We start from the raw sequence: 23,029 nt of genomic DNA, 5'->3' as shown, positions 1-23,029 counted from the left end.
AAAACCTGACAGCAGGTGTCGTCTTTGTGTCGCAGAGTGGAGTCATGACCCAGACGCAGCAGCTCCCCGACCCCCGCCCCCGGCTCCTGGCGACCGCCGACGCCGTCACCCCGCTCCTCGAGACCCTCACCGCCGACGACCTGGGCCGCCCCACCCCGTGCGCCGGCTGGACCGTGGCCGACCTCCTCGCCCACTTCGTGGCCGTCGAGCACCGGGTCGCGCACATCATGCGCGGCGGCAGGCCGTTCGAGGTCCCCTCGGTCGTGGAGGTCGAGGACCCGGCCGACCCGGACGTCTGGCGCGCCGCCTGGGCCGCCGGACGGGTCGTGCTCGGCGAGGCGCTCGCGGACCCGGCCGTGCTCGAGGGGCTGGTCCACCACCCGGCCGCGACGATGCCCGCGCCCGCCGCGCTCACCACCTACGTGAGCGAGCTCGGGACGCACGGGTGGGACCTGGCGGTCGCGCTGGGCCGGCTCGACGAGCTGCACGTCGACCCCGCCGCGGTGGAGGCGGCCCTGGCCGTGGTCACCCGGGCGATCCCGGCCTCCGACCGGCCCGCGGGCGTCCCGTTCGACGACGCCGTCGACGTCCCCGAGGACGCCGACCCGCTGCTGCGGCTCGTGGCCTTCTTCGGCCGCGACCCCCGCTGGGCGGGGCCGGCTCAGTAGGTCTGCTCCACCGGCCACGTGATGCTCACCAGCGCACCGCCCCCCGGGGCGGTGCCGAGGGTGACGGTGCCCCCGTGGGCGCGCACCAGGCCGTGGACGATGTAGAGGCCGAGCCCGGAGCCGCCCCGCACGCCCGAGGTCCAGAACTTCGTGAAGACCCGGGCGCGCATCTCGGGGGCGATCCCCTCGCCCTCGTCGCTGACCTCGAGCAGGACGTGGCCGGGGTCCGGCACGCTGAGGCGGACCAGGACTGTGCCCTCGCCGTGCCGGACCCCGTTCTCCACGAGGTTCGTCAGCACCTGCGTCAGCTTGTCGGGGTCGGCGTGCAGCCTCGGCAGGCTCCCGTCGGAGGCGGGGACGCTCTCCAGGACCACGGCGCGCGAGGTGGCGGCGGCCACCGACGCCACCACCCGCTCGGCGATGACCGCCGGGTCGGTCGGGCGGGGCGAGAGCTGCAGGCGCCCCGTGTCGATCCGTGCGACGTCCAGGAGCTCGACGATGAGCCGGCTGAGCCGGTCCGCGTCGGAGGCGACGGTGGTGAGCATGAGCTTCTTCTGCTCGTCCTGGAGCTTGTCCCAGCGGTTGAGGAGCGCGGTGACGAAGCCCTTCACCCCGGTCAGCGGGGAGCGGAGCTCGTGCGCGACGGTGGCGACGAGGTCCGAGCGCTCCCGGTCGAGCCGCTCGCGTCCCCTCGCCGAGCGCAGGCTCACCGCCGCGGCGGTCACCGGCCCGCCCCGCTCCGCGCGGTGCAGCCGCGCCGTCACGAGGACCTCGCCGCCGTCCGGGAGCAACCAAGACTGCTCGGGCACGGCCGTGCGCGTGCGCAGGCCGGCGAAGGGGCGGTTCACCTCCGACCACGCGCAGCCGCGCTGGTCCAGGAGCGTCAGGACGTCCGCCAGCGGCCGGCCCACCGCGGCGTCCGGTTCCGTCCCGAGCATCCGGGCGGCCACGACGGAGACCCGGCGGACGCGCCCGTCCCCGTCCGCGAGGACGACACCGTCGGGCAGCAGGTCCAGGTCGTCCGGGGGCACGCCCCGACCCTAGGCGTCCGCGCGCGGGGCCGCGAGCACCCGGGAGGCCAGGGCCAGGGGTCGGCCAGGGAGGTCGGAACCTCAGGCCCGCTGCGCGCGGGCGCTCGCGTAGAGGCAGAGCGCGGCGGCGGTCGCGAGGTTGAGCGACTCGGCGCGGCCGTGGATCGGGATCGAGACCCGGTGGTCGGCCGCGGCGGCCAGCTCCTCGGGCAGGCCCCAGGCCTCGTTGCCGAAGAGCCACGCCGTCGGCCGCGCGAGCAGCTCGTCGGCCTCGAAGAGGTCCACCTCACCGGCGCCGTCGGCGGCCAGCACGGTCAGCCCCGCCGCCTGGGCGGCGCGCACGGCGGCGAGCGGGTCCGGCTCGAGGGCCACCGGAAGGTGGAAGACGGAGCCGACGGACGCGCGCACGGTCTTGGGGTTGTGCAGGTCGACCGACGAGCCCGCGAGCACGACGGCGTCCGCGCCCGCGGCGTCCGCGCACCGCACGACGGTCCCGGCGTTGCCGGGGTCGCGCACGTCGGCGCAGAGGGCGACCAGCCGGCGTTCCTGCCCGACGGGGGGCGTCAGGACGTCGGCCAGCGGCCGGTCGAGGAGACGGCAGACGCCCACCACGCCGGCGGGGCTGACGGCGTCCGAGAGCGCCTCGATCCCCCGATGCTCGACGAGCGTCCACGGGACGCCGGCCGCCTCGCAGGCGGCGAGGAGGTGGGGGTGGGCGAGGTGCGCCTCGGGCGCGGCGAAGACCTCGACGAGGCAGCCGTCCCGCTCCAGCGCACCCTCGACGGCCTTCGGGCCGTCAGCGAGGAACAGCCGCCGCTCGGATCGCTCCGAGCGGCGGCTGAGCCTGCGTGCGTCCTTCACGCGGCGGTTGGCCGCGCTCAGGGGTGCCTGCTGGTGCGCGGAGGGCGCACCGTGCGAGGCGTCTGCGTTCAGGCCGAGGCCTTGGGCGCGTTGACGTCCTCGGGGAGGGCGGCCTTCGCGGTCGCGACCAGCGCCGAGAAGGCGGCCGGGTCGTTGACGGCGAGGTCGGCGAGGATCTTGCGGTCGACCTCGACACCGGCGAGGCCGAGGCCCTGGATGAACCGGTTGTAGGTCATGCCCTCGGCGCGAGCCGCGGCGTTGATGCGCTGGATCCACAGACGACGGAAGTTGCCCTTGTTCTTGCGGCGGTCGTTGTAGCTGTAGACGAGCGAGTGGGTGACCTGCTCCTTCGCCTTGCGGTAGAGGCGCGAGCGCTGCCCGCGGTAACCGCTGGCGCGCTCGAGGACGACCCGGCGCTTCTTCTGGGCGTTCACTGCCCGCTTGACGCGTGCCATGTTTACTCCTTGGTGCTTGTTGTCAGGGGGTCAGTGAGGCTCAGATGCCGAGCAGCTTCTTGACGCGCTTGACGTCGGCCTTGTCGACGTCGACCTCGCCGGCGTTGCGGCGGTGCTTCTTGCGGCTGCCGGTGGTCGGGGACGACGCGAACGCAGCGCCCGACTTGCGGTGGGCCTGGAGGCGGCGGACCTTGCCGCTGCCGGTGACCTTGAACCGCTTCTTGGTCCCGGAGTGGGTCTTGTTCTTGGGCATCGTGCTCTCTCTTCTTCTCAGCTCGTGCCGGCGGCCGGCCCGCGAGGGGCCCGCCGCCGGGAGGGCGTCAGGGGTGGATCAGATGTCGACGTCGGGGTCGAGGTTCTCGGAGGGCCCGCGCTTCTTGGCCTCGTTCGGCACGCGCGCCGCGTTCGCGGCGGTGCGCTCGGCCTTCTCCTCGGCCTCGTCGGCGGCGCGCTCCGCGGCCCGGGCGGTCTTCGCCGCCTTGACCTCGGCCTTGGCCTCCGCCTTCTTCTTGTGCGGACCCAGGACCATGATCATGTTGCGGCCGTCCTGCTTGGGCGAGGACTCCACGAAGCCCAGGTCGTCCACGTCCTCCGCGAGACGCTGGAGCAGCCGGAACCCGAGCTCGGGGCGGTGCTGCTCGCGACCGCGGAACATGATCGTGATCTTGACCTTGTCGCCGGCCTTGAGGAAGCGCACCACGTGACCCTTCTTGGTCTCGTAGTCGTGCGCGTCGATCTTGGGCCGGAGCTTCATCTCCTTGATGACCACGTTGGTCTGGTTCCGGCGGGCCTCACGGGCCTTCTGGGCGTTCTCGTACTTGAACTTCCCGTAGTCCATGAGCTTGCACACCGGCGGACGCGCCATGGGGGCGACCTCGACGAGGTCCAGGTCGGCCTCCTGCGCGAGGCGCAGCGCGTCGGCCGTCGGCACGATGCCGACGGTCTCACCGTTGGGGCCAACGAGTCGGACCTCCGCGACGCGGATCCGGTCGTTGATTCGAAGCTCGGTGCTGATGTGTCCTCCTGGGAGTCGGGTGCTGGCCTGTCTCCGTCGCCGTGGGCCGCGGCCCGAAAACGACGAAGGCTTCCGCTTGGTCCAAGCGGAAGCCAGTCACGACACGGCACCTCGGGGAGGAGCAGTCTCACTCCGGGACGTCTCGACGCACCCTCTCGCGAGGGCGTGCCGGGCTCCCGGCGACCGGACCCGACGACCTGTGGCGGCCGATGCGGGTGGGAGACGATCGTGCATGGTCCCCGCTTGTGGGATCGGCCCTCGCTGCTCGCCCTGCCCCTTGCGGAGCCCTGCGCACACCGAGGACTGATCGGTCAACAGGAGAGACTACGCAGTTCTTCCCGTGACGACCAATCGGCGCGGTGGGCGCCCCGCACAGGGGACGGAACAGGGACGGCCGGGGGCGGCGGTCAGGCAGGCCGGACCCAGCCCACGGTAGCCGAGGGCCCCTCGCCGACCCGTGCCAGTGTCCACCCCGAGGCCAGCGCCCCGAGGTCGTCGCCCTCGACCACCAGCCGGTGCGGGCCGGCGAGGTCCAGCACCAGCGCCGAGGCGCCCTCGGCCAGGGCGGCCTCGGCTGCCACGCGGGCGGGCACGCCGACGGGGCGGGCCGCCGCGTCCCAGGCCGCCATGGTGGCGGCGGAGCTGAAGGCGAGCAGGGCGGTGCGGCCGTCGGCCCCGGTGAGCAGGACGGCGGCCATGTCGCTGTCCTTCTCCACGCGCAGCCCGTCGGGGCTCACGTCGACCTCGCCGAGCACGGCCACCACGGGCACCAGCAGCCGGGCCCGGGTCAGCGCGTCCAGGCACGCCAGGTAGGCCTCCCCCGCCGCCGCCCGGTCACCCGCGGACGCGGCTCGGCCGGCGAGCGCGGCGGCCAGGCCGGCGTCCGCGCTGCCGTCGTCGTCGGGGAAGGCGGGCGCCTCGAGCGCACGGCCGTCGCCCTGCACGGGGAAGGACCAGGTGCGCTTGCCGTCGGCGTCGACGTGGGGACGGTAGGGATCGACCACGCGCCCCATCGTCGCGCACGAGGGCCGTGACTCCCACTCCGGGAGCCGGCGCTGTGGCAGGCTGGCGGTCGTGGACGACGTCGCCTGGCTGGCCCTGTGCACCGCCCTCACCGTGCTCGGTGGCCTGGGCACCTGGTTCGCGTGGCGGCGCCGGGGGCTCGCGGCGGGCCTGCGGCTCGCCGGGCTCACGCTCCTCGTGCCCGCCGCCTACCTCACGCGCACGCTGCGGATGTTCACGCGGATCGTGGACGCGGTGCTCGACTGGGTCCTCACGCTCGTCCTCGTGCCGACCGTGTGGGTCGGGATCGTGCTGGCCGGCGTGGCCGTCCTGCTGCTGCTCGCCTCGAACCGGCTCCGCGCGCGCGAGCTCGCCCGGGCGAGGTCCGGCGGTGCCCCCGCCGTCGGGGCGGGCCGCCCGCGGTCCTCGCAGTCCGCGCCCCCGAGCCCCGCCGGCGCGCCGGCCGCCTCCGGCGACGACGACCTGGACGAGATCGAGGCCCTCCTGCGCCGCCGGGGGATCAGCTGAGCACCGCGGCGCCCGGGCCCGGCGGATCGACCCCGGGCGCGCCCGACGCGGTCGCCAGGACCCTGCTCGAGCTCGCGCTCGCGCGGGGCCCGCGCGCCGGGAGCACGCGCGTCGTGGCGCTCGACGGGCCCTCGGGCTCCGGGAAGACCACGCTGTCCCGCGCGCTGGCGGCGCAGGCGGAGGCCGCCGGCCTCGCCTGCCGGCAGGTGCACATGGACGACCTGTACGAGGGCTGGTCCGGCCTCCCGCACGTCCGCACGCAGCTCGCCACGCTGCTGCGGCCGCTCACGGAGGGCCGCGCCGGGGTCTACCGGCGCTGGGACTGGTTCGAGTCGGCCTGGGCCGAGGACGTGGAGGTGCCGCCGACGGACCTGCTCGTCCTCGAGGGCGTCGGGTCGGGGGTGCGCGCGACCGCTCCCCTGCTGACGCTCCTGGCCTGGCTCGACGCACCCGTGGAGGAGCGGCACGCGCGCGGCCTGGCGCGCGACGGCGAGACCTTCGAACCCTGGTGGGACACGTGGGCGGGCCACGAGGCGGCCCTCTACGCCGAGGAGGGCACGCGCGGTCGGGCCGACGTCCTCGTGGACGGGACCGGGGCGACGCCGCCGGTGCTGGTGGGCGGCGCCGCCGAGGGCTGAGGCGGGACTTTCGGCCCGCATCCGGACCGCGGCGTCCGAGGGCTGGGCTTTCACCCCGTGCGGTGCCCCGCCCGGTCCTACGCTGTGCCGCATGCTTCCCCCCAGTGGCGAACAGTTCGAGATCGCGGCCGGCGGCTACCGCGCCGTCATCACCGAGTCCGGTGGCGCGCTGCGTCTCCTCGAGCACGGGGGACGCCCGCTCGTCGACGGGTTCGGCGAGGACGAGATGTCCGCGGGCGGTCGTGGCCAGCAGCTGGTCCCGTGGCCCAACCGCACCCGCGACGGCCGCTACACGTTCGAGGGGACGACCCAGCAGCTGCCGCTCACCGAGCCCAAGCGCGGCAACGCCTCGCACGGGCTGGCGCGCTGGGTGGCGTGGAGCGTGGAGGAGCACACCGCTCACTCCGTCTCGCTGCAGTACCGGCTCATGGCCCAGACCGGCTACCCGTGGACGCTGGACCTGCACGTCGTCTACGACCTGTCCGCCGACGGCCTCACCGTCACCCAGACCGCGACGAACATGTCCGGCGCCCGGGCGCCGTACGCCGTGGGGTCGCACCCCTACGTGTGCGTGGGCGACGGCCCCGTGGACACCCTGGAGCTCACCTTCCCCGGGGCGACGCGCTACCTGGTGGACCCCGAGCGGCTGCTGCCGCACGGCAGCGAGCCCGTGGAGGGCACCGAGTTCGACTTCCGCCTGTCGCGGCCGCTGAAGAAGACCGTCCTCAACGACACCTTCACCGACCTCGACCGCGACGAGCGCGGCGTGGCCACGGCGACCCTGCTCGACCCGGCCACCGGTCAGGGTGTCTCCCTGTGGGTGGACGCCGGCTACTCCTGCCTGCTGCTCTACACCGCCGACGACGTGCCCGCGACCGCCCGCCGGTCGCTGGCGATCGAGCCCATGTCGGCCCCGCCGGACGCGCTCAACTCGGGCACCGACCTCGTCGTCCTGTCCCCCGCCGGCACCGACGGCGACGAGCACACCGCCGCCTGGGGCATCCGCGCGGTCGACTGACCGCAGGGGCCCCGCCCCTTCGGGGCAGGCTCAGCGGGTGGGCTCAGCGGGTGGGCTCAGCGGGTGGGCTCAGCGGGTGAGCTCGGTGGCCAGCGCGCGCAGCTGCTGCACGGCCTCGACCGCGCGGCGGCCGTCCGCGCCCTGGATGGCCAGCGCGCCCACGCTGGAGCCGTCGGAGAGGTCGAGGGTGACCCACGGAGCGCCCGGCGGCATGGACACCGCCACGACCTGGGCCCACGCGTACTCGCGGCGGCGGTAGCCGTTCACGATGACGACCTTGTCGCGGTAGGCGGTGACCTTGCACCGGACGACCGCGTAGAGCGTCGCCCAGCCGCCGGCGACCAGCAGCACCAGGGTGATGAAGTGCCGCAGCTTGAACTCGGCCCGCACCTCCGGGGAGAGCGTGAACCAGGCGAAGGCGAACACCACGCCGAAGCAGATGCTCAGCGCCCAGGCCATGATGCGCACGCCCAGCGGTCGCCAGGTGTGCGGCAGCGTCGGGCCCAGCCCGTCGACGTCGGGCGCCGCGTGGTCGCGGTCAGAGTCGGCAGGCATGGATGCCGGTGAGGAGGATGCCGCGGGCACCCACCTGGTAGAGCTCGTCCATGAGCCGCTGGGAGCCGTCGCGGGGCACCATCACGCGCACCGCCGACCAGCCCTCGCGGTGCAGCGGGGCCACGGTCGGGGACTCGAAGCCCGGGGTGAGCCGCACGGCCTCCGGCAGGCGGTCGGTGGGGATGTCGTAGTCCATCATCACGTAGCTGCGCGCGACCAGGACGCCCTCGATGCGTCGCTGGAAGACCTCGAAGCCGGACGGGACGTCGCCGGTGCGCGTGATCAGGACGGCCTCGGACTCGAGGATCGTGTCCCCGAAGACCTCCAGCCCGGCACGACGCAGGGTCGAGCCGGTCTCCACGACGTCGGCGATCACGTCGGCCACGCCGAGCTGGATCGAGGTCTCGACCGCACCGTCCAGGCGGGTCACGGACGCCTCGATGCCGCGCCGCTGGAGGAAGGCCTCCACGACGCCGGTGTAGGACGTGGCGATCCGCAGCCCGGCGAGCTGGGACAGGTCGGTGTAGCGACCGGCCGGCCCCGCGAAGCGGAAGGTGCTGCGCCCGAAGCCGAGCCCGCGCACCTCCTCGGCCTTGGCGCCGGAGTCGGAGAGCAGGTCACGGCCGGTGATCCCGACGTCCAGCGTGCCCTCGCCGACGTACAGCGCGATGTCGCGCGGGCGCAGGTAGAAGAACTCGACGCCGTTCTCGGCGTCCACGAGCGTGAGCTGCTTGGAGTCCTCGCGCTGGCGGTAGCCGCCCTCGCGGAGGATGTCGGAGGCCGCCTGCGAGAGGGCGCCCTTGTTGGGGACGGCGACGCGGAGCAGGGTCATGGTCGGGGGCCTTCCGAGCTCAGAGGTGCGCGTAGACGTCGTCGAGGCTGATGCCGGAGGCCAGCATCAGGCACTGCGCGTGGTAGAGGAGCTGGCTGATCTCCTCGGCGGCGCGGGCGTTGCCCTCGTGCTCGGCGGCCATCCACGACTCGGCGGCCTCCTCCACCAGCTTCTTGCCGATGAAGTGCACGCCGGCGTCCAGCTCGCGCACGGTGCCCGAGCCCTCGGGCCGGGTCTGGGCCTTCTCGCTCAGCTCGTCCCACAGCTGCTCGAACGTCTTCACGAGGAGTCAGCCTAGGTGCTCACGGTCGCGGGTGCGGAATCGCGTGGCCGGGGCGAGACGGCACAAAGGCCCGGGCGCGCGGCCCGGGGCAGTGCCACGATCGGCCGATGAGCTCCCCCCAGCCGACCCGCCGGTCCCCCGGGCCTCCCACGACCCTGCACGGCTGCCGCCCGTGGCCGCTGCGCACGCCGCGGCTCCTCCTGCGGCCGGAGACGCCGGCCGACGCCGACGCCACCTGGGCGTTCCGTCGCCTGCCCGAGGTCACGGAGTGGATCGGCTGGGCCTCGACGCGCCGCGAGGAGTACCTCGAGCGGTTCCTGCGGCCCGAGCGCATCCGCTCCAAGCTCGTGGTGGCGGACGTCGGGGACGGGAGGGTGCTGGGCGACCTCATGCTCGCCGTCCGCGACGGCTGGGCGCAGGCGGAGGTCCGCGAGCAGGCGGAGGGCTGCGAGGTGGAGCTCGGCTGGACGCTCCACCCCGCCGAGCAGGGGCGCGGCCTGGCCACGGAGGCCGTGACCGCGGCACTGGCCGTCGCGTTCGAGGACCTGGGCGCCCGGCGGGTGACCGCGAGCTGCTTCGCCGACAACACCGCCTCGTGGCGGCTCATGGAGCGGGTCGGGATGCGTCGGGAGCTGCACGGCCGCGCCGACTCGCTGCACCGGACCCGGGGCTGGCTCGACGGCTACGGCTACGCGCTCCTGGTGCAGGAGTGGCGTCAGGCCCGCGTGGAGAGCGCGACCGCGACCAGCGCCACCGCGTAGACCAGCGCCAGGAGCGGCACGAGCAGGACGATCCGCGGTGTCCGCGGCCGCAGGCGCAGCCGCCCGTGCGGCCCGCCCCGCCCGTGGACGGTGAACGGCACGTGGTCCGGCACGCCTGCGCCCACGTGGTCGCCGGGGCGCAGGCGGTCGTGCTCGGGCGGCAGGTCGGCGGGCAGGGCTGCTCCTGGCTCTGGTCTCGTCGGGTGGGCTGAGGGGGAGGGTGTCGCTCAGGCCTCGGCGGCGCGCATGGCGTCCACCGCGTTGAACCCGCCCAGGATGTCGGAGACGTCGGTGAACCCCTCGCTGCGCAGGTAGGAGGCGGCGACCGAGGACCGCCAGCCCCCCGCGCAGTAGACCACGACGGCCTTGTCGCGCGGGACCTCGTCGACGCGGCGGCGCAGCTCGGCCAGCGGGATGTTCAGCGCGCCCTCGACGCCACCGGCCTCGACCTCACCGGCGTTGCGGACGTCGACGAGCACGACGTCGCGGGCCTCGTCGGCCAGGACCTCGTCGAGCTGGGCCGGGGTGAGGCGGCTCGCGTGGCCCACGCACACGCCCTCGGCCTGCGTGAGCACCTCCTCGATGTCCGCGAGGTGGCCGACGACGCCGTCGAAGCCGATCCGGGCCAGCCGGGTGACGGCCTCGGCCTCGTGCCCCTCCGGGGCGACCACGACGATCTCGTCGTGCGGCTTCAGCAGCATGCCGGCGGTCTCGGCGAAGCGACCGTCGAGCGGGACCGACACGGACCCGCGCAGGTGGCCGGCCGCGAACTCGGACTGCTCGCGCGTGTCCAGGAGGACGGCGCCGCCGGCCGTGGCCTCGGTGGCCTGGGCGAACGTCAGCTCGGCGGCGGCCGACTCGTCGTACGTGGCGTGCTGACGGCGGTTGAGGGTGGCGTCGTAGCCGAAGTACTCCGGGGCGGAGGGCTGCCCGGCGGTGACGATGTCGACGAAGGTCTGCTCGTCCATCGGCTGGCACGCGTAGTTGAAGCGGCGCTGCTCCCCGATGGTGGACTGCGTCTCGGTGGAGAGGTTCTTGCCGCAGGCCGAGCCGGCGCCGTGGGCCGGGAAGACCCGGACCTCGTCGGGCAGGCCCATCAGCTTGTGCTGCACGGAGTCGTAGAGCATCCCGCCGAGCTCGCGAGCGGTGACGCCGAAGGAGGCCAGGAGGTCGGGCCGGCCCACGTCGCCGATGAAGAGGGCGTCACCGGTGAGGGCGCCGTAGGGCGTCTCGTCGGTGCCGTGCTCGTAGACCAGGACGCTGATCGACTCGGGCGTGTGGCCCGGCGTGTGCATGATCTCGAGGGTCACCCCGTCCGGCCCGCCCAGCTCGACCCGCTCGCCGTCGGCGAAGGAGCGGATGTCGTAGTCGGTCTCCGCCCGGTCGCCGTAGCCGATCCACGCGCCGGTCGCCTCGGCCATCTCCAGGTGGCCGGCGAGGAAGTCGGCGTGGAAGTGGGTGTTGATGACGCCCACGATCCGCAGGCCGTGGGCGGCCGCGTCCTCGACGTACTCGGCGACGTCACGGCGGGGGTCGACGACGACGGCCTGGCCCGAGGCCTCGTCCCCGACGAGGTAGGAGGCCTGGGACAGGCAGTCGAGGTAGTGCTGGGCGAAGTACATGGCGGAACCTTTCATCGGGCGGGGCCCGTGACGCGGGCCGGTCGGAGTGCGTGGTGCGGTGCGGTGCGGTGCTGGCGTGGGGAGCTGGTGGTACTCAGACGACGGTGGAGACGGCGGTGGCGGCGGCGACCAGCACGAGGAGTGCGGCGAAGCCATGCCGCAGGCGGGCGGCGGGCAGGCGGTCGGCGACGCGCCGGCCGAGGAGGACCCCGGCGACGGCCGCGAGGGAGAAGGGGACGACGACCGCCCAGTCGATCTCGAGGCTGCCGAGGCGGGCCAGCAGCGAGCTGGCGGAGTTCAGCGCCACGACCACCAGCGAGGTGCCGACGGCCACCGACATGGGCAGGCGCAGCACGATGACGAGGGCCGGGACGACGACGAACCCGCCGCCCACGCCGAGGAACCCGGTGAGCAGGCCGACGGCGAGGCCGACCGCGCCGGCCGCGGCCAGGCCGCGACCGGTGCCCGCGGGGGCCCGGTCGGCGATCTCGCCGGACACGGCGGTGCGGGCGGCCACGAGGACCCCCGCCCGGCCGGCTGCCTGGCCACCGGCGACAGGGGTGCCGGCGGCCGCGACGGTCGGACGGACCGCGGGCGAGGTGGGGGCGGGGCGGGCGTCGCGGTAGCGACGCCGCAGGGACGGGAGGGCCGGGAGGCGCGGGGTGGGCGCCTTCTCGGGGTCGATCTCGATGCAGGAGGGGCAGCCGCGGACCATCGCCGCCGCGGCCACGACCATGAGGCCCGAGAAGGCGAGGAGCAGCACCGGCTCGGGGACCGCGTGGCTCAGCTGCGCGCCGACCCAGGCCGTCGGGAGCCCGGCCACGCCGAGGCCCAGTGCGGTGCCCCAGCGGACCCGCCCGGCGCGGGCGTGCCCGAGGGCGCCCACGACGGCCGCGACCCCGACGACGACGAGGCTGCTGGCGGTCGCCTGCACGGCGGACTGGCCGACGACCAGGACGAGCGCGGGGACCGTGAGGACTCCACCGCCACCGCCGAGGCCGCCGAGGACGAGGCCGATGGCCAGGCCCAGCCCGGCGAGCAGGAGGAGCTCCACGACTCGTTCACTCCCCCGCGACGACGAGCGGCAGGCCGGCCTCGGCCCAGGCCAGGACGCCGCCGGTCATGTTGACGACGTCGACGCCGGCACCGGCCAGGGCCTCCGCGGCGCGGCCGGAGCGGTTGCCGGAGCGGCACACGGCCACCACGAGGCGGTCGCGGCCCACGGCGGCGGGGTCGAGGGTGCCCAGCGGGACGTGGGTGGCGCCGTCGATGTGGGCCTGCGCCCACTCGTCGTCCTCGCGGACGTCGAGCAGGACGGCGCCCTGGTCGGCGAGGCGACGGGCTTCGTGGACGTCGACGGTGCGGACGGCGGTGGTCATGGCGGTCTCCTGGGTCTGTCGCGGGGTGGGCGTGCGGGGTGGTCCGGGGGTGCGGCGCGTCAGGACTCGGCGGTGACCTGGACGCGGTCCGGGCTCGCCAGGTCGGTGACCAGGGCGTAGCGGTCGCCCCGGACGAGGGTCCGACGGAGCTCGACGAGGCGGCCGAGGCTCGTGCCGACGCGCTCGAGGTGCAGGGCAGCGACGTCGGCGCCGATGCCGAGGGTGCGGCGCTCGGCCGACGTCGGGACGACGGCGCGGACCTGCTCGGTGCCGCCGGTGAGGCGGATGCCGCAGTGGGCCTCGAGGGCCCCGTAGAGCGAGGTGGCGGAGAGGTCGACGGTGAGCAGCGGCGCGGCGACCTCGGCGGGCAGCCACACCCGGTCCAGCGCCAGGGGCTCGTCGTCCATCATCCGCACGCGCTCGAGGTAGACGAGCGGCGAGGACTCCTCCAGGCCGAGGCGGCTGGCGACCACGCCGTCCGCGAAGACCTCGAGGCGGCGGACGACCGAGCGCTGCCGGTGCCCGGTCGACTCCACCGAGGCGAAGAGGCTGTAGAGGGTGCCCTGCGACTGGGTGATCCGGGGGGCGGCGACACGGGGCTGGCGGCCGCGAGCGGACTCGATGACGCCCGTCTCGCGCAGCGCCCGGAGCGCGGCGCGGACGGTGTGCCGGCTGACCTCGTAGTCAGCGACGAGCTGCATCTCGCCGGGGAAGGAGTCGACGAACTCGCCCCGCTCCAGCCTCCGGTTGAGATCGGCCTGGAGCTGCTCCCACAGCGGCTGGGGCGCGCCCCGGTCGAGTCGGGCCAGCGTCTGCTCGGTCATCCTCGCTCCTCCTGAATGGAACCCCCCGAGGGGTTATATCCCTCAATGTACGGACATATTCACCGGGGCGCAAGAGGGCGCGCGAGCACCCGCGGACCACCCCCCGTGGGGCGCGCGCGTCCGCGCAGGTCAGGAGCGCGTGCGGCCCGGATCAGACCGCGGCGGGCTCAGGCGCGTTCCGGCCGCTCGGCCAGCACCAGGCGTCGGACGAGCCGGTCCAGCACGGCGCGCTCCTCGTCGTCCAGGACGGCGAGGTAGCCCTCCGTGGCCTGGCGCCGGGACTCTGCCAGCAACGCCTGGAGCCGACGACCCTCCTCGGTCGGCACGACGCAGGTGGCGCGACGATCCACCGGGTCGGGCTCGCGCAGCACGAGCCCCCGTTCCTGCAGGTGGTCGACCACCTCGGTGGCCGAGCGCGGGGCGATGTGCAGGCGCTCGGCGAGCCGGGAGATGCGCACGGGCGCCTCGCGGCAGACCACCCCCAGCGCCTTGGCCTGGGCCGGCGCGACGTCCCACTCCCCCGCCGAGTGCCACACCGCGCGCCGCAGGGAGCGCGCCGCGCTCATGAGCAGGTCCCCCGTCGTCTCCTGGTGGACGTGACCGGCCTCGCGCGGGTCCTGTGAGCTGTCGGCGTGGGGCACGGGAACACTCTAGCGGGAATGCGGGTTGCCTCATCGTGAGGTAACCTCACTAACTGATCGACACCCGTACGGCAGAGGAAGGAGTGGTCGCATGGCAGGCCACCCCGGGGGCGGCGGAGGCCGCCCCGGCATGGGCAGCACCCCCGAGCAGCGGCGCGCGGCGCGCGACCAGCTGCGCTCCTCCCCCGTCTCCGTCGGCCGGGTGGCCGGGCTCTTCCGTCCGCACCGTGCCGCCCTGGCCCTCGTGGTCGTCCTCATCGTCACCAGCTCGCTGGCGTCGCTGGCCTCGCCGTTCCTGGTGCGTGCCGTCATCGACGACGCCCTGCCGACGGGCGACGTGCGCCTGCTGCTCCTGTGCGTGCTCGGCATGGTCCTGGTCGCGGTCGTCACCGCGGTCCTGGGCGTCGGCCAGACGTGGATCTCCACCGCCGTGGGCCAGAAGGTCATGCACCGGCTCCGCTCCGACCTGTTCACGCACCTCCAGCGCCAGTCCGTGGGCTTCTTCACCCGGACCCGCGGGGGCGAGATCCAGTCCCGGGTCATCAACGACATCGGGAGCATGCAGTCGGTCGTGACGTCGACCGCCACGTCCATCGCCTCCAACGTGACGATCGTGGTGGGCTCCATCGTGGCGATGCTCGCGCTCTCCTGGCGGCTGGCCCTCGTCACCCTCGTGGTCCTGCCCCCGGCGGTGATCCTCTCCCGGCAGACCGCCAAGCTGCGCTACGCGGTGACCACGGCGCGCCAGAAGAAGCTGGCCGACCTGCACGTCCAGGTCGAGGAGGGACTCTCCGTGAGCGGGGTGCAGCTCACCAAGACCCTCGGCGCCGGCCCTGCTCTCGCCGAGCGCTTCCGGCGCACGTCGTCCGACCTGGTGGACCTCGAGGTCCGCTCTCAGCTGGCGGGGCGGTGGCGGATGGCCAGCATGACGGTCGTGTTCGCGGTCGTGCCGGCGACCCTGTACCTGGCCGCCGGGTTCCCCGCCACCAGCGGCGGGATGACGATCGGGACGCTCGTGGCGTTCGTGGCGCTCCAGTCCCAGCTGTTCCGCCCGCTGGCCCAGCTGCTCAACGTCGGCGTCGACGTCACCGCCTCCCTGGCCCTGTTCAGCCGCCTCTTCGAGTACCTGGACCTGCCCGTGGAGATCGACGACCCGGCGCACCCGGTGCCCCTCGGCGAGCCGCGCGGCGAGGTCGACCTCGACCACGTCACCTTCGCCTACGGCGACTCCCCCGTCCTGCGCGACGTCACGCTGCACGTGCCGGCCGGCGGCTCCCTGGCGCTGGTCGGCGAGACGGGCAGCGGCAAGTCGACGCTCGCCTCGCTCGTCGCCCGCCTGCACGACCCGACCTCCGGCGCCGTCCGGGTCGACGGCATCGACCTGCGCGACCTGACCTTGGCCGACGTCGCCCGCACCGTCGGCGTCGTCACGCAGGAGACCTACCTGCTGCACGCCACCGTCGCCGAGAACCTCCGCCACGCGCGCCCGGAGGCCACCGACGCCGACCTCGAGGAGGCCTGCCGGGCGGCCCGCATCCACGACGTCATCGCGTCACTGCCGGACGGCTACGACACCATGGTCGGCTCCCGCGGCCACCGCTTCTCCGGCGGCGAGCGACAGCGGCTCGCCATCGCCAGGACCCTGCTGCGCGACCCCCGGGTCCTCGTCCTGGACGAGGCGACCAGCGCCCTGGACAACACCACCGAGCGCGAGGTCCAGGAGGCGCTCGACCGGCTGGCGCACGGCCGCACCACCATCACGATCGCCCACCGGCTGAGCACGGTGCGCGACGCCGACCAGATCGTCGTCCTGGACCACGGGCGGGTGGCCGAGGTCGGCACCCACGAGGAGCTGCTCCTGCGGGCGGGTCGCTACGCCGACCTCGTGCGGCGCGGCCTGGGGACCGCAGCCGCCTGAGGCGCGCCGCACCACTCGGGCACGACGGGCACGACGGGCGCGGCCTGTCGGCGCGACTGCCTAGGGTGGCGGGGTGCCTCCCCCGCCCGCCCACCGCCTCTCCCGCGCCGAGGCGCGCCGCGTCGCGGTGCGTGCCCAGCTCCTCACCGGGCGACGACCCGGCGACGTCCTGGAGGTGGTGCGCCACCTCGGCGTCCTCCAGCTCGACCCGACCCGGCACGTGGCGCCCAGCGCGCACCTGGTGCTCTGGAGCAGGCTGGGCAGCGGCTACGACCGCGAGGAGCTGGACGACCTGCTGGCCGGAGGCGCGCTCGTCGAGATCGGCGGGTACGCCCGCCCCGCCGAGGACGTGCGGCTCCACACCGCGGAGATGGCGGCCTGGCCGGGCACCGGCGAGCTCTCGCCGTGGCAGCAGGAGCTGGCCGCGTGGGTGGAGGACAACGACGGCGCACGGCTGGAGACCCTCGAGCTCCTCCGGCAGGACGGCCCGCTCGCCGCGCCCGACCTCCCGAGGGGCGCGATCGTCCGCCCCTGGCGCTCCAGCGGCTGGAACGACGACCGCTCCCTGCTGCGCCTCCTCGACCTCATGGCGGCCCGCGGCGAGGTGGCCGTGGTCGGCCGTCAGGGCCAGCACCGGCTCTGGGACCTCGCCGAGCGGGTGCTCCCCGACGACGAGCCGGTGCCGCCGGCCGAGGCGCTGGCCGAGCGGGCCCGTCGGCGGCTCGCGGCACTGGGGGTCGCGCGCGCCCGGGCGGCCGTCGCGCCCGGCGAGCCCCACGACGTGGGGGCGAGCGGGGAGCCGGCGAGCATCGAGGGCGTCCGCGGCACCTGGCGCGTGGACCCCACCCTCCTGGACGCCCACGCGGACTCGTTCCTGCCGCGCACCGCGCTGCTCTCACCGCTCGACCGGCTCGTCATGGACCGCAAGCGCATGGCCGAGCTGTGGGGCTTCGACTACCAGCTGGAGATGTACAAGCCGGCCTCGGCCCGCCGCTGGGGCTACTGGGCCCTGCCGGTCCTGCACGGCGAGGACCTCGTGGGCAAGGTCGACGCCCAGCACCTGCCACTGGAGGGCACCCTGCTCGTCCGGGCCGTGCACGAGGACGCGCCGTGGCCCGCGTCCCTGCGCGAGGACGTGGACGCCGAGCTGGCCGACCTCGCGGCCTGGCTCGACGCCGAGGTCGTGCGGGCCTGAGGCCCGCGACACCTCTCAGCAGGCGAACTGTCGCCGGTACGCCTGAGGGCTCAGGCCCCGGACCCGGGTGAAGTGGTGGCGCAGGGTGGCCGGGTTGCCGAACCCGACCTCGCGGGCGATCCAGTCCACGGGGCGGTCGCTGCGCTCAAGGAGCTCCTCGGCCGCGCGCACCCGCTGCGCCGTCACCCACACGTGGGGCGTGGTGCCGGTCTCCTCGCGGAAGCGCCGGGCGAAGGTCCGAGGAGCCAGGTGGACGCGCCGCGCCAGCGTCTCGACGCCCAGGTCGGCGTCCAGGTTCTCCATCATCCACGCCAGCAGGGGGCCGAGCGTGTCGGCGTCGCACTCGGGCACCGCGCGCGCGATGAACTGGGCCTGGCCGCCGTCGCGCTGCGGCGGGACCACCATCCGGCGGGCGATCACGTTGGCGACCGAGGACCCGTGCTCCTGGCGCCACACGTGCAGCGCCGCGTCGATCCCGGCGGCGGTGCCCGCGCTCGTCACCACCTGCCCGCTGTCCACGTAGAGCACCTCGGGCACGACGGTGGCCAGCGGGAACTGGCCGGCCAGGCGGGCGGTGTAGCGCCAGTGCGTCGTGCACTCCCGGCCGTCGAGGAGGCCCGCGGCGCCCAGCGTGAAGGCCCCCGAGCACACCGACAGCAGGCGCGCACCGCGCTCGTGGGCGGCCTGCAGCGCCGCGATGATCTCCGGCGGCGCCTCGCCGCGGGGCTGGGCGGGCACGCAGACGAGGTCGGCCTCCGCCACCCGCCCCAGGTCGCGCCGGACGTCGATGGCGAAACCCATGTCCGTCTCCACCGGGCCGGGGCGGACGCCGCAGACCGCGAAGTCGAGCACGGGCACGCCGTCGTCGGCCCGGTCCAGGCCGAAGGCCTCGCAGAGCACGCCGAGCTCGAAGGGGGCGACCCCGTCGTAGACGAGGGCGGCGACGTTGGTGAGCACGGGGACAGCCTCTCACGAGCAGTGGCAGGAAATCGAGCATCAGTGACATCTCTGCCACTCGCGGCAGGATCTTACGCAGAGCAGGATTCCTGCCATGACCGCACTCGTCCTCTTCCTGCTCCTCACCGCCCTCACCACGACCGCCCTCCTCGGTCTCCGCTCCCTGCTCGACGACCGCCCCGGCCAGGGCTACGTCCCGCCCCGCAGCCACGAGACGGACGAGTTCGCCCACACCGGCTCCTCGTGGCACTGAGCCGCGCCCTCCCGTCGACCACCGAGAACGACCCCCGAGAAACGACGAAGCCCCGCCCGGGTGACCCGGGCGGGGCTTCGTTCGTGGGTGCGGGACGCCGGTGAGGGCGTCAGCCGCCGGGGGCTCAGTTGCCGCCGGTCAGCTTCTCGCGGAGCGCCTGCAGCGCCTCGTCCGAGGCGAGCGAGCCGCCGTCGGCGACCTCGTCGGTCTCGTTCGAGGAGGAGTACGAGGTGGCCTCGCCGGCCTCGATCTCGGCCTTGGCGGCCTCCTGCTGCTGCTTGACGTGCTGCTCCCAGCGGGCGTGCGCCTGGGCGTACTCGGCCTCCCAGGCGGCGCGCTGCTCGTCGTAGCCCTCGCGCCACTCGCCGGTCTCCGGGTCGAAGCCCTCGGGGTAGACGTAGTTGCCCTGCTCGTCGTACGTGGCGGTCATGCCGTAGAGCGTCGGGTCGAACTCCTCGACGTCGGTGGCGACGGCGGTCTCGTTGGCCTGCTTCAGCGACAGCGAGATGCGGCGACGCTCGAGGTCGATGTCGATGATCTTGACCATGACGCCGTCGTTGACCTGGACGACCTGCTCCGGGATCTCCACGTGGCGCTCGGCCAGCTCGGAGATGTGCACCAGGCCCTCGATGCCCTCCTCGACGCGGACGAAGGAGCCGAAGGGCACCAGCTTGGTGACCTTGCCCGGCACGATCTGACCGATCTGGTGGGTACGGGCGAAGTGCTGCCACGGGTCCTCCTGCGTCGCCTTCAGCGACAGGGAGACACGCTCGCGGTCCATGTCCACGTCGAGGACCTCGACGGTGACCTCGTCGCCCACGGCGACGACCTCGGACGGGTGGTCGATGTGCTTCCAGGACAGCTCCGAGACGTGGACGAGACCGTCGACGCCGCCGAGGTCCACGAACGCACCGAAGTTGACGATCGAGGACACGACACCCTTGCGGATCTGGCCCTTCTGGAGCTGCGTGAGGAAGCCGTGGCGGACCTCGGACTGGGTCTGCTCGAGCCAGGCGCGGCGGGACAGGACCACGTTGTTGCGGTTCTTGTCCAGCTCGATGATCTTCGCCTCGAGGGTCTGGCCCACGTACGGCTGCAGGTCGCGGACGCGGCGCATCTCCACCAGCGAGGCGGGGAGGAAGCCACGGAGACCGATGTCGAGGATGAGGCCGCCCTTGACGACCTCGATGACGGTGCCCTCGACGACGCCGTCCTCCTCCTTGACCTGCTCGATCGTGCCCCAGGCGCGCTCGTACTGGGCGCGCTTCTTGGACAGGATCAGGCGGCCTTCCTTGTCCTCCTTCTGGAGGACGAGGGCCTCGACCTGGTCGCCGACCGAGACGACCTCGGCCGGGTCCACGTCGTGCTTGATCGACAGCTCGCGCGAGGGGATGACGCCCTCGGTCTTGTAGCCGATGTCGAGCAGGACCTCGTCACGGTCCACCTTGACGATGGTGCCGTCGACGATGTCACCGTCGTTGAAGTACTTGATGGTCTCGTCGATCGCGGCGAGGAAGTCCGCCTCCGAGCCGATGTCGTTGACCGCAACCTGCGGCGCGTCGGTCTCGGGAAGGGTGGAAGAGATGGTCATGGAGTAGGTGAGTCCTTGGAGTGGGCAGAAGTCGTACGTGCGCGCGTGAAGCCCTCGCCGTCACGGCCACAGGGCCGTCGGCACCGTCGGTGCCGCTCCGCAGTGCCCCACCGGGCCGAGCCGGGTGACCCCGGCCGGCAGGAGGGACGTGCTTCGCTGGCGAGCCCGGTCCGCTCCGTACGGGACGTGGGCGGACTCCAGGCGCACAGACCAGGGTACGGCGCACGGCCGGAGCCGTCCAACCGGCGCTGACCAGCCGTCAGGACCGGGGCGTCGCACCCAGGTCGCGCGCCCGGGCGCAGTGTCTCAGGAGCCGCTCGGCGCGCTCGGCGGGCGGGTGCGTGCCGGCGCGCGACGCGAGCTCGACCAGGGCCAGGAGGTCCAGCGCCCGCGCGCGCTCCACGAGCAGTCCCGGGTCCTCCCCGCGGAGGTCGGCGTAGACCTCGACCAGCGGCTCGACGAGCGCCGGACGCTCCTCGTGCCGCAGCAGGTTGCCCAGGTCCGTCTCGGGTGCGCCCGCGTACGCGTGCTCCCAGTCCAGGACGCCGGCCGGACGCACGCCCTCGGGCGTCCTGGACAGCAGCAGGTTCTTGGGGTTGAGGTCGGCGTGGACCAGCACCGGGTGCTCCGGGCCGGCCAGCGGCTCGGCCAGGACCTCCTCCGCCCGGGCCACCAGCGCGTCGAGACCGGCCCGCTCCTGCGCCGACCAGCCCGTCAGCCCCGGGGCCAGTGCCGCCACGGCGGCGGCGAGCTCGTCCCACGGCTCCGGCCAGGGCTCGGTGCGCAGGCCGGCGTCCACGAACCTCCCGGCGGCGGGCAGCGGCACCGAGGCCAGGCGCGCGAGCAGCCGGCCCAGCGCGGCGCCCACCTCGCCCGCCTCCTCCTCGCTGAGGGTCGGCAGGACCTGGTCGGCCGGCGACCCCTCCAGCCACCCCGTCACCAGGAGTCCGGGGAGGCCGGCGGCGGCGTCCCCGGAGCGCGCCTCCAGGACCGGCGGGACGAGGCCGACGACCTGCTCGGCGCGGCGCAGGACGGCGGCGGCGACGAGCGGGTCGCCGGGCTCGCCGGGCGGGTGGAGCCGCACGACGGTGCGCTCCCCCGCTGACTCGGCCAGGAACGCCCGCCCGGAGAAGCCGCCGGGGAGAGGACGCAGCGTGCCGACCCCGGGCAGCGAGAGCAGGGGCTCCTCGGGCAGGGGCTCCTCGGGCAGGGGCGCGTCCATGACCCCGATGCTCGCAGGGCCGGACCGGTGCGCACGAGCCGGTGCCTGCCGGGGCCGGTGCCACCGTCGGTCTCGCGCCGTACGGTGACCCCATGGCCTCCCCTCTGCTCGGCCGCGCCGCCGGGACAGCCGCCTCCGTGGCGGTGCTCCCCTGGCGGCTCGCCCTGGCTGCGACCCGCACCACGCTCGCCCTCGGCGACCTCGCCTCCCCCGACGGCCCGCTGCGGCGTCCGGGCGGCTACCGCGACCAGCTGGAGAAGGTGATCGGTCCCGGCGGGCACGCCGACCGGCTCATGGCCCTCCTGGACGACCCCGACGGCCCGCTGCGGCTGGCCACCGCGGTCGCCGAGCTCGTCTCGCCCGACCGGCCGCTCGGTCGGATGCTGGCCCGCGACGGCGTGCTCGACCGGCTGCTGGCCGACGGCGGGCCGGTGGAGCGACTGCTCACCGACGGCGGGGCCCTCGACCGGCTCGCCGGCGAGGGAGGCGCGCTCGACCGGCTCGTGGAGGAGGGCGGAGTCCTGGAGCGGCTCCTGGCCGTGGACGGGGCCGTCGACCGGCTCACGCGGGAGGAGGGCCTGCTCGAGCAGGTGCTCCGGCCCGGCGGTCTGGCCGACCGGATGCTCGCCGACGACGGCTTCCTGGAGACGATGCTCTCCGAGGGCGGCACGCTCGACCAGCTCATCGCCCTGGGCGAGACCCTCGAGGCGCTCCAGCCGCGCCTGGCCGAGCTGGCCCGCCTCGTCCCCGCCCTCTCCGGCTCGGCGGAGGCCCTCGAGAAGGCCGTCGGCCCGATCGGCGAGATCGCCGGCATGCTGCCCCTGCCGCGGCGCCGCTTCGGTGGCGGCGGCTCGAACCCCGTCGTGCCCGGGGGCCTGGGGTGAGCGCACCGTCCTCCCCCGACCTGCCCGACCTGCCGCCCGTCGCCCCCGACTCCCGCAGCCATCCCCCGCTCCCGCCGGTGCTGGTGGAGCGGCGCGCCGTGGACGAGGCCGAGTCGCGCGCGGCCAACGGCCCGGACTGGGACCGCTACGCCGACGACTACCAGGCCACCCACGGCGAGTTCCTGGGCGACGTGGGCTTCGTGTGGGGGCCCGAGGGCCTCACCGAGGAGCGCGCGGGCGTCCTGGGGGACGTCGCGGGCAAGGACGTGCTCGAGGTCGGCTCGGGCGCCGGCCAGTGCTCGCGCTGGGTGCGCAGCCGCGGCGGCCGCGGGTTCGGCCTCGACCTCTCCCACCGCCAGCTCCAGCACTCCCGTCGGCTCGACGAGGCCACCGGGCTCGCCGTGCCGTCGGTGCGCGGCACGGCCACGGACCTGCCGTTCGCCGACGGCTCGTTCGACGTCGTCTTCTCCTCCTTCGGCGCGCTGCAGTTCGTCGCGGACATCGACGTGGCGGTCGACGAGGTGGTGCGCGTGCTGCGCCCCGGGGGGCGCTTCGCCTTCTCCATCACCCACCCGACCCGGTGGATGTTCGCCGACGACCCCGGCGAGGAGGGCCTGGTGGCCAGCCAGTCCTACTGGGACCGCCGGCCCTACGTGGAGGTCGACGAGGGCAGCGGGGAGGTCTCCTACGTGGAGCACCACCGGACGCTGGGCGACTGGGTGTCGCTGCTGGCCGACCGCGGCCTCGTGATCCGCCGCCTGCTGGAGCCGGAGTGGCCCGAGCACCACGACCGGGTCTGGGGCGGCTGGTCCGCCACCCGCGGGCGGCTCACCCCGGGCACGGCGATCGTGGCGGCCGACCTGCCCGCCTAGACGCGCCGAGGCGCCGCCCCCGGG

General features: G+C 74.6%; 28 protein-coding genes. 10 read left to right on the top strand and 18 right to left on the bottom strand.

The window, feature by feature from the left end; genetic code table 11:
* The first annotated feature begins 44 nt into the window (after positions 1-44).
* Positions 45-668, top strand: a complete 624-nt coding sequence (locus E8D37_RS14650; protein ID WP_168929763.1) for a TIGR03086 family metal-binding protein — start codon at positions 45-47, stop codon at positions 666-668.
* Here the strand turns inward: E8D37_RS14650 and E8D37_RS14645 are convergent.
* The 6 genes from E8D37_RS14645 to E8D37_RS14620 all read right to left on the bottom strand — a co-directional run bounded on the left by E8D37_RS14645 (position 662) and on the right by E8D37_RS14620 (position 5,034).
* Entirely contained in the window at positions 662-1,699 is a 1,038-nt protein-coding gene (locus tag E8D37_RS14645; protein WP_136570483.1) for a HAMP domain-containing sensor histidine kinase, read from the bottom strand. The genes E8D37_RS14650 and E8D37_RS14645 overlap by 7 nt on opposite strands.
* 81 nt (positions 1,700-1,780) lie before the next feature.
* Positions 1,781-2,560 carry an RNA methyltransferase gene (locus E8D37_RS14640; RefSeq protein ID WP_240770451.1) on the bottom strand — a complete coding sequence of 260 codons (780 nt, stop codon included), beginning with the start codon at positions 2,558-2,560 and terminating at the stop codon, positions 1,781-1,783.
* Between the two features lie 68 nt (positions 2,561-2,628).
* On the bottom strand, positions 2,629-3,015 hold the full coding sequence (gene rplT / locus E8D37_RS14635; protein ID WP_136570482.1) for a 50S ribosomal protein L20: 387 nt from the start codon (positions 3,013-3,015) through the stop codon (positions 2,629-2,631).
* A 40-nt stretch (positions 3,016-3,055) separates the two neighbouring features.
* Positions 3,056-3,268: a 50S ribosomal protein L35 gene (locus E8D37_RS14630; RefSeq protein WP_136570481.1), complete on the bottom strand. Its 213-nt coding sequence runs from the start codon at positions 3,266-3,268 to the stop codon at positions 3,056-3,058.
* A gap of 78 nt (positions 3,269-3,346) precedes the next feature.
* Complete coding sequence (gene infC / locus E8D37_RS14625) at positions 3,347-4,012, bottom strand: translation initiation factor IF-3 (RefSeq protein WP_346763596.1); 666 nt, start codon at positions 4,010-4,012, stop codon at positions 3,347-3,349.
* A gap of 425 nt (positions 4,013-4,437) precedes the next feature.
* Positions 4,438-5,034, bottom strand: coding sequence for an SseB family protein (locus tag E8D37_RS14620; RefSeq protein ID WP_240770450.1), 597 nt, complete (start codon positions 5,032-5,034; stop codon positions 4,438-4,440).
* 70 nt (positions 5,035-5,104) lie between these two features.
* Between E8D37_RS14620 and E8D37_RS14615 the strand changes: the two genes are divergently transcribed.
* The 3 genes from E8D37_RS14615 (at position 5,105) to E8D37_RS14605 (ending at position 7,216) form a co-directional block, all read left to right on the top strand.
* Complete coding sequence (locus E8D37_RS14615; protein WP_136570479.1) at positions 5,105-5,560, top strand: cellulose synthase; 456 nt, start codon at positions 5,105-5,107, stop codon at positions 5,558-5,560.
* Positions 5,561-5,673: 113 nt separating this feature from the next.
* Positions 5,674-6,198, top strand: a complete 525-nt coding sequence (locus tag E8D37_RS14610) for a (d)CMP kinase (RefSeq protein WP_240770449.1) — start codon at positions 5,674-5,676, stop codon at positions 6,196-6,198.
* A gap of 91 nt (positions 6,199-6,289) precedes the next feature.
* Positions 6,290-7,216, top strand: a complete 927-nt coding sequence (locus E8D37_RS14605; protein ID WP_136570478.1) for an aldose 1-epimerase family protein — start codon at positions 6,290-6,292, stop codon at positions 7,214-7,216.
* A 69-nt stretch (positions 7,217-7,285) separates the two neighbouring features.
* Here E8D37_RS14605 and E8D37_RS14600 read toward each other — a convergent pair whose 3' ends face one another.
* Genes E8D37_RS14600 through E8D37_RS14590 form a run of 3 tightly spaced genes read right to left on the bottom strand, consistent with a single transcriptional unit; the run spans position 7,286 to position 8,886 of the window.
* Positions 7,286-7,771 (bottom strand): PH domain-containing protein, encoded by a 486-nt coding sequence (locus E8D37_RS14600; RefSeq protein WP_136570477.1) that lies wholly within the window; start codon positions 7,769-7,771, stop codon positions 7,286-7,288.
* Positions 7,755-8,603 (bottom strand): ATP phosphoribosyltransferase, encoded by an 849-nt coding sequence (gene hisG / locus E8D37_RS14595; protein ID WP_136570476.1) that lies wholly within the window; start codon positions 8,601-8,603, stop codon positions 7,755-7,757. Before hisG ends, E8D37_RS14600 begins: the two co-directional genes overlap by 17 nt.
* Before the next feature lie 19 nt (positions 8,604-8,622).
* A complete protein-coding gene (locus E8D37_RS14590) occupies positions 8,623-8,886 on the bottom strand; it encodes a phosphoribosyl-ATP diphosphatase (RefSeq protein WP_136570475.1) in 264 nt (87 codons plus the stop codon).
* Between the two features lie 107 nt (positions 8,887-8,993).
* On the opposite strand from E8D37_RS14590, the gene E8D37_RS14585 reads away from it, so the two are divergent.
* On the top strand, positions 8,994-9,647 hold the full coding sequence (locus tag E8D37_RS14585; RefSeq protein ID WP_136570474.1) for a GNAT family protein: 654 nt from the start codon (positions 8,994-8,996) through the stop codon (positions 9,645-9,647).
* Here E8D37_RS14585 and E8D37_RS19920 read toward each other — a convergent pair.
* From E8D37_RS19920 to E8D37_RS14560, 6 genes are all read right to left on the bottom strand, one after another.
* Positions 9,602-9,760, bottom strand: a complete 159-nt coding sequence (locus E8D37_RS19920) for a hypothetical protein (protein ID WP_168929762.1) — start codon at positions 9,758-9,760, stop codon at positions 9,602-9,604. The genes E8D37_RS14585 and E8D37_RS19920 overlap by 46 nt on opposite strands.
* Before the next feature lie 114 nt (positions 9,761-9,874).
* Entirely contained in the window at positions 9,875-11,269 is a 1,395-nt protein-coding gene (locus E8D37_RS14580) for a rhodanese-like domain-containing protein (RefSeq protein ID WP_136570473.1), read from the bottom strand.
* A 94-nt stretch (positions 11,270-11,363) separates the two neighbouring features.
* Complete coding sequence (locus E8D37_RS14575; protein ID WP_136570472.1) at positions 11,364-12,323, bottom strand: sulfite exporter TauE/SafE family protein; 960 nt, start codon at positions 12,321-12,323, stop codon at positions 11,364-11,366.
* Between the two features lie 7 nt (positions 12,324-12,330).
* Positions 12,331-12,648 carry a rhodanese-like domain-containing protein gene (locus E8D37_RS14570; protein ID WP_136570471.1) on the bottom strand — a complete coding sequence of 106 codons (318 nt, stop codon included), beginning with the start codon at positions 12,646-12,648 and terminating at the stop codon, positions 12,331-12,333.
* A 59-nt stretch (positions 12,649-12,707) separates the two neighbouring features.
* Positions 12,708-13,472, bottom strand: a complete 765-nt coding sequence (locus E8D37_RS14565) for a GntR family transcriptional regulator (RefSeq protein ID WP_136570470.1) — start codon at positions 13,470-13,472, stop codon at positions 12,708-12,710.
* A 167-nt stretch (positions 13,473-13,639) separates the two neighbouring features.
* Complete coding sequence (locus tag E8D37_RS14560; protein WP_276606498.1) at positions 13,640-14,113, bottom strand: MarR family transcriptional regulator; 474 nt, start codon at positions 14,111-14,113, stop codon at positions 13,640-13,642.
* A 91-nt stretch (positions 14,114-14,204) separates the two neighbouring features.
* Here E8D37_RS14560 and E8D37_RS14555 point away from each other — a divergent pair, with 91 nt between their 5' ends.
* Together E8D37_RS14555 and E8D37_RS14550 are read left to right on the top strand one after the other, a co-directional pair.
* Positions 14,205-16,031, top strand: a complete 1,827-nt coding sequence (locus E8D37_RS14555; protein WP_136570469.1) for an ABC transporter ATP-binding protein — start codon at positions 14,205-14,207, stop codon at positions 16,029-16,031.
* Between the two features lie 73 nt (positions 16,032-16,104).
* Positions 16,105-17,226: a crosslink repair DNA glycosylase YcaQ family protein gene (locus E8D37_RS14550; RefSeq protein WP_136570468.1), complete on the top strand. Its 1,122-nt coding sequence runs from the start codon at positions 16,105-16,107 to the stop codon at positions 17,224-17,226.
* A 15-nt stretch (positions 17,227-17,241) separates the two neighbouring features.
* On the opposite strand, the gene E8D37_RS14545 is transcribed toward E8D37_RS14550, so the two are convergent.
* Complete coding sequence (locus E8D37_RS14545) at positions 17,242-18,183, bottom strand: helix-turn-helix domain-containing protein (protein WP_136570467.1); 942 nt, start codon at positions 18,181-18,183, stop codon at positions 17,242-17,244.
* A 94-nt stretch (positions 18,184-18,277) separates the two neighbouring features.
* On the opposite strand from E8D37_RS14545, the gene E8D37_RS19915 reads away from it, so the two are divergent.
* On the top strand, positions 18,278-18,436 hold the full coding sequence (locus tag E8D37_RS19915; RefSeq protein ID WP_168929761.1) for a hypothetical protein: 159 nt from the start codon (positions 18,278-18,280) through the stop codon (positions 18,434-18,436).
* Positions 18,437-18,560: 124 nt separating this feature from the next.
* On the opposite strand, the gene rpsA is transcribed toward E8D37_RS19915, so the two are convergent.
* Positions 18,561-20,027: a 30S ribosomal protein S1 gene (gene rpsA, locus E8D37_RS14540; RefSeq protein ID WP_136570466.1), complete on the bottom strand. Its 1,467-nt coding sequence runs from the start codon at positions 20,025-20,027 to the stop codon at positions 18,561-18,563.
* A gap of 259 nt (positions 20,028-20,286) precedes the next feature.
* Complete coding sequence (locus E8D37_RS14535; protein ID WP_136570465.1) at positions 20,287-21,249, bottom strand: aminoglycoside phosphotransferase family protein; 963 nt, start codon at positions 21,247-21,249, stop codon at positions 20,287-20,289.
* 92 nt (positions 21,250-21,341) lie between these two features.
* Between E8D37_RS14535 and E8D37_RS14530 the strand changes: the two genes are divergently transcribed.
* Both E8D37_RS14530 and E8D37_RS14525 read left to right on the top strand, forming a co-directional pair.
* Positions 21,342-22,133, top strand: coding sequence for an ABC transporter (locus E8D37_RS14530; RefSeq protein ID WP_136570464.1), 792 nt, complete (start codon positions 21,342-21,344; stop codon positions 22,131-22,133).
* On the top strand, positions 22,130-23,005 hold the full coding sequence (locus E8D37_RS14525) for a class I SAM-dependent methyltransferase (RefSeq protein ID WP_240770448.1): 876 nt from the start codon (positions 22,130-22,132) through the stop codon (positions 23,003-23,005). The genes E8D37_RS14530 and E8D37_RS14525 overlap by 4 nt, the downstream gene beginning before the upstream one ends.
* Positions 23,006-23,029 lie beyond the last annotated feature (24 nt).

The sequence above is a fragment of the Nocardioides sp. GY 10127 genome (genome assembly GCF_004919085.1).
Lineage (GTDB): Bacteria > Actinomycetota > Actinomycetes > Propionibacteriales > Nocardioidaceae > Nocardioides.
Note: the sequence above shows the minus strand (reverse complement) of the source record. Positions and strands in the feature narration are given on the sequence as shown.

Coding starts and splice junctions, on each gene's coding strand:
- E8D37_RS14650 (WP_168929763.1), top strand. CDS start 45: ATGACCCAGACGCAGCAGCTCCCCGACCCCCGCCCCCGGCTCCTGGCG.
- rplT (WP_136570482.1), bottom strand. CDS start 3,015: ATGGCACGCGTCAAGCGGGCAGTGAACGCCCAGAAGAAGCGCCGGGTC.
- E8D37_RS14630 (WP_136570481.1), bottom strand. CDS start 3,268: ATGCCCAAGAACAAGACCCACTCCGGGACCAAGAAGCGGTTCAAGGTC.
- E8D37_RS14605 (WP_136570478.1), top strand. CDS start 6,290: ATGCTTCCCCCCAGTGGCGAACAGTTCGAGATCGCGGCCGGCGGCTAC.
- E8D37_RS14600 (WP_136570477.1), bottom strand. CDS start 7,771: ATGCCTGCCGACTCTGACCGCGACCACGCGGCGCCCGACGTCGACGGG.
- hisG (WP_136570476.1), bottom strand. CDS start 8,603: ATGACCCTGCTCCGCGTCGCCGTCCCCAACAAGGGCGCCCTCTCGCAG.
- E8D37_RS14585 (WP_136570474.1), top strand. CDS start 8,994: ATGAGCTCCCCCCAGCCGACCCGCCGGTCCCCCGGGCCTCCCACGACC.
- E8D37_RS14580 (WP_136570473.1), bottom strand. CDS start 11,269: ATGTACTTCGCCCAGCACTACCTCGACTGCCTGTCCCAGGCCTCCTAC.
- E8D37_RS14570 (WP_136570471.1), bottom strand. CDS start 12,648: ATGACCACCGCCGTCCGCACCGTCGACGTCCACGAAGCCCGTCGCCTC.
- E8D37_RS14565 (WP_136570470.1), bottom strand. CDS start 13,472: ATGACCGAGCAGACGCTGGCCCGACTCGACCGGGGCGCGCCCCAGCCG.
- E8D37_RS14555 (WP_136570469.1), top strand. CDS start 14,205: ATGGCAGGCCACCCCGGGGGCGGCGGAGGCCGCCCCGGCATGGGCAGC.
- E8D37_RS19915 (WP_168929761.1), top strand. CDS start 18,278: ATGACCGCACTCGTCCTCTTCCTGCTCCTCACCGCCCTCACCACGACC.
- rpsA (WP_136570466.1), bottom strand. CDS start 20,027: ATGACCATCTCTTCCACCCTTCCCGAGACCGACGCGCCGCAGGTTGCG.
- E8D37_RS14535 (WP_136570465.1), bottom strand. CDS start 21,249: ATGGACGCGCCCCTGCCCGAGGAGCCCCTGCCCGAGGAGCCCCTGCTC.
- E8D37_RS14530 (WP_136570464.1), top strand. CDS start 21,342: ATGGCCTCCCCTCTGCTCGGCCGCGCCGCCGGGACAGCCGCCTCCGTG.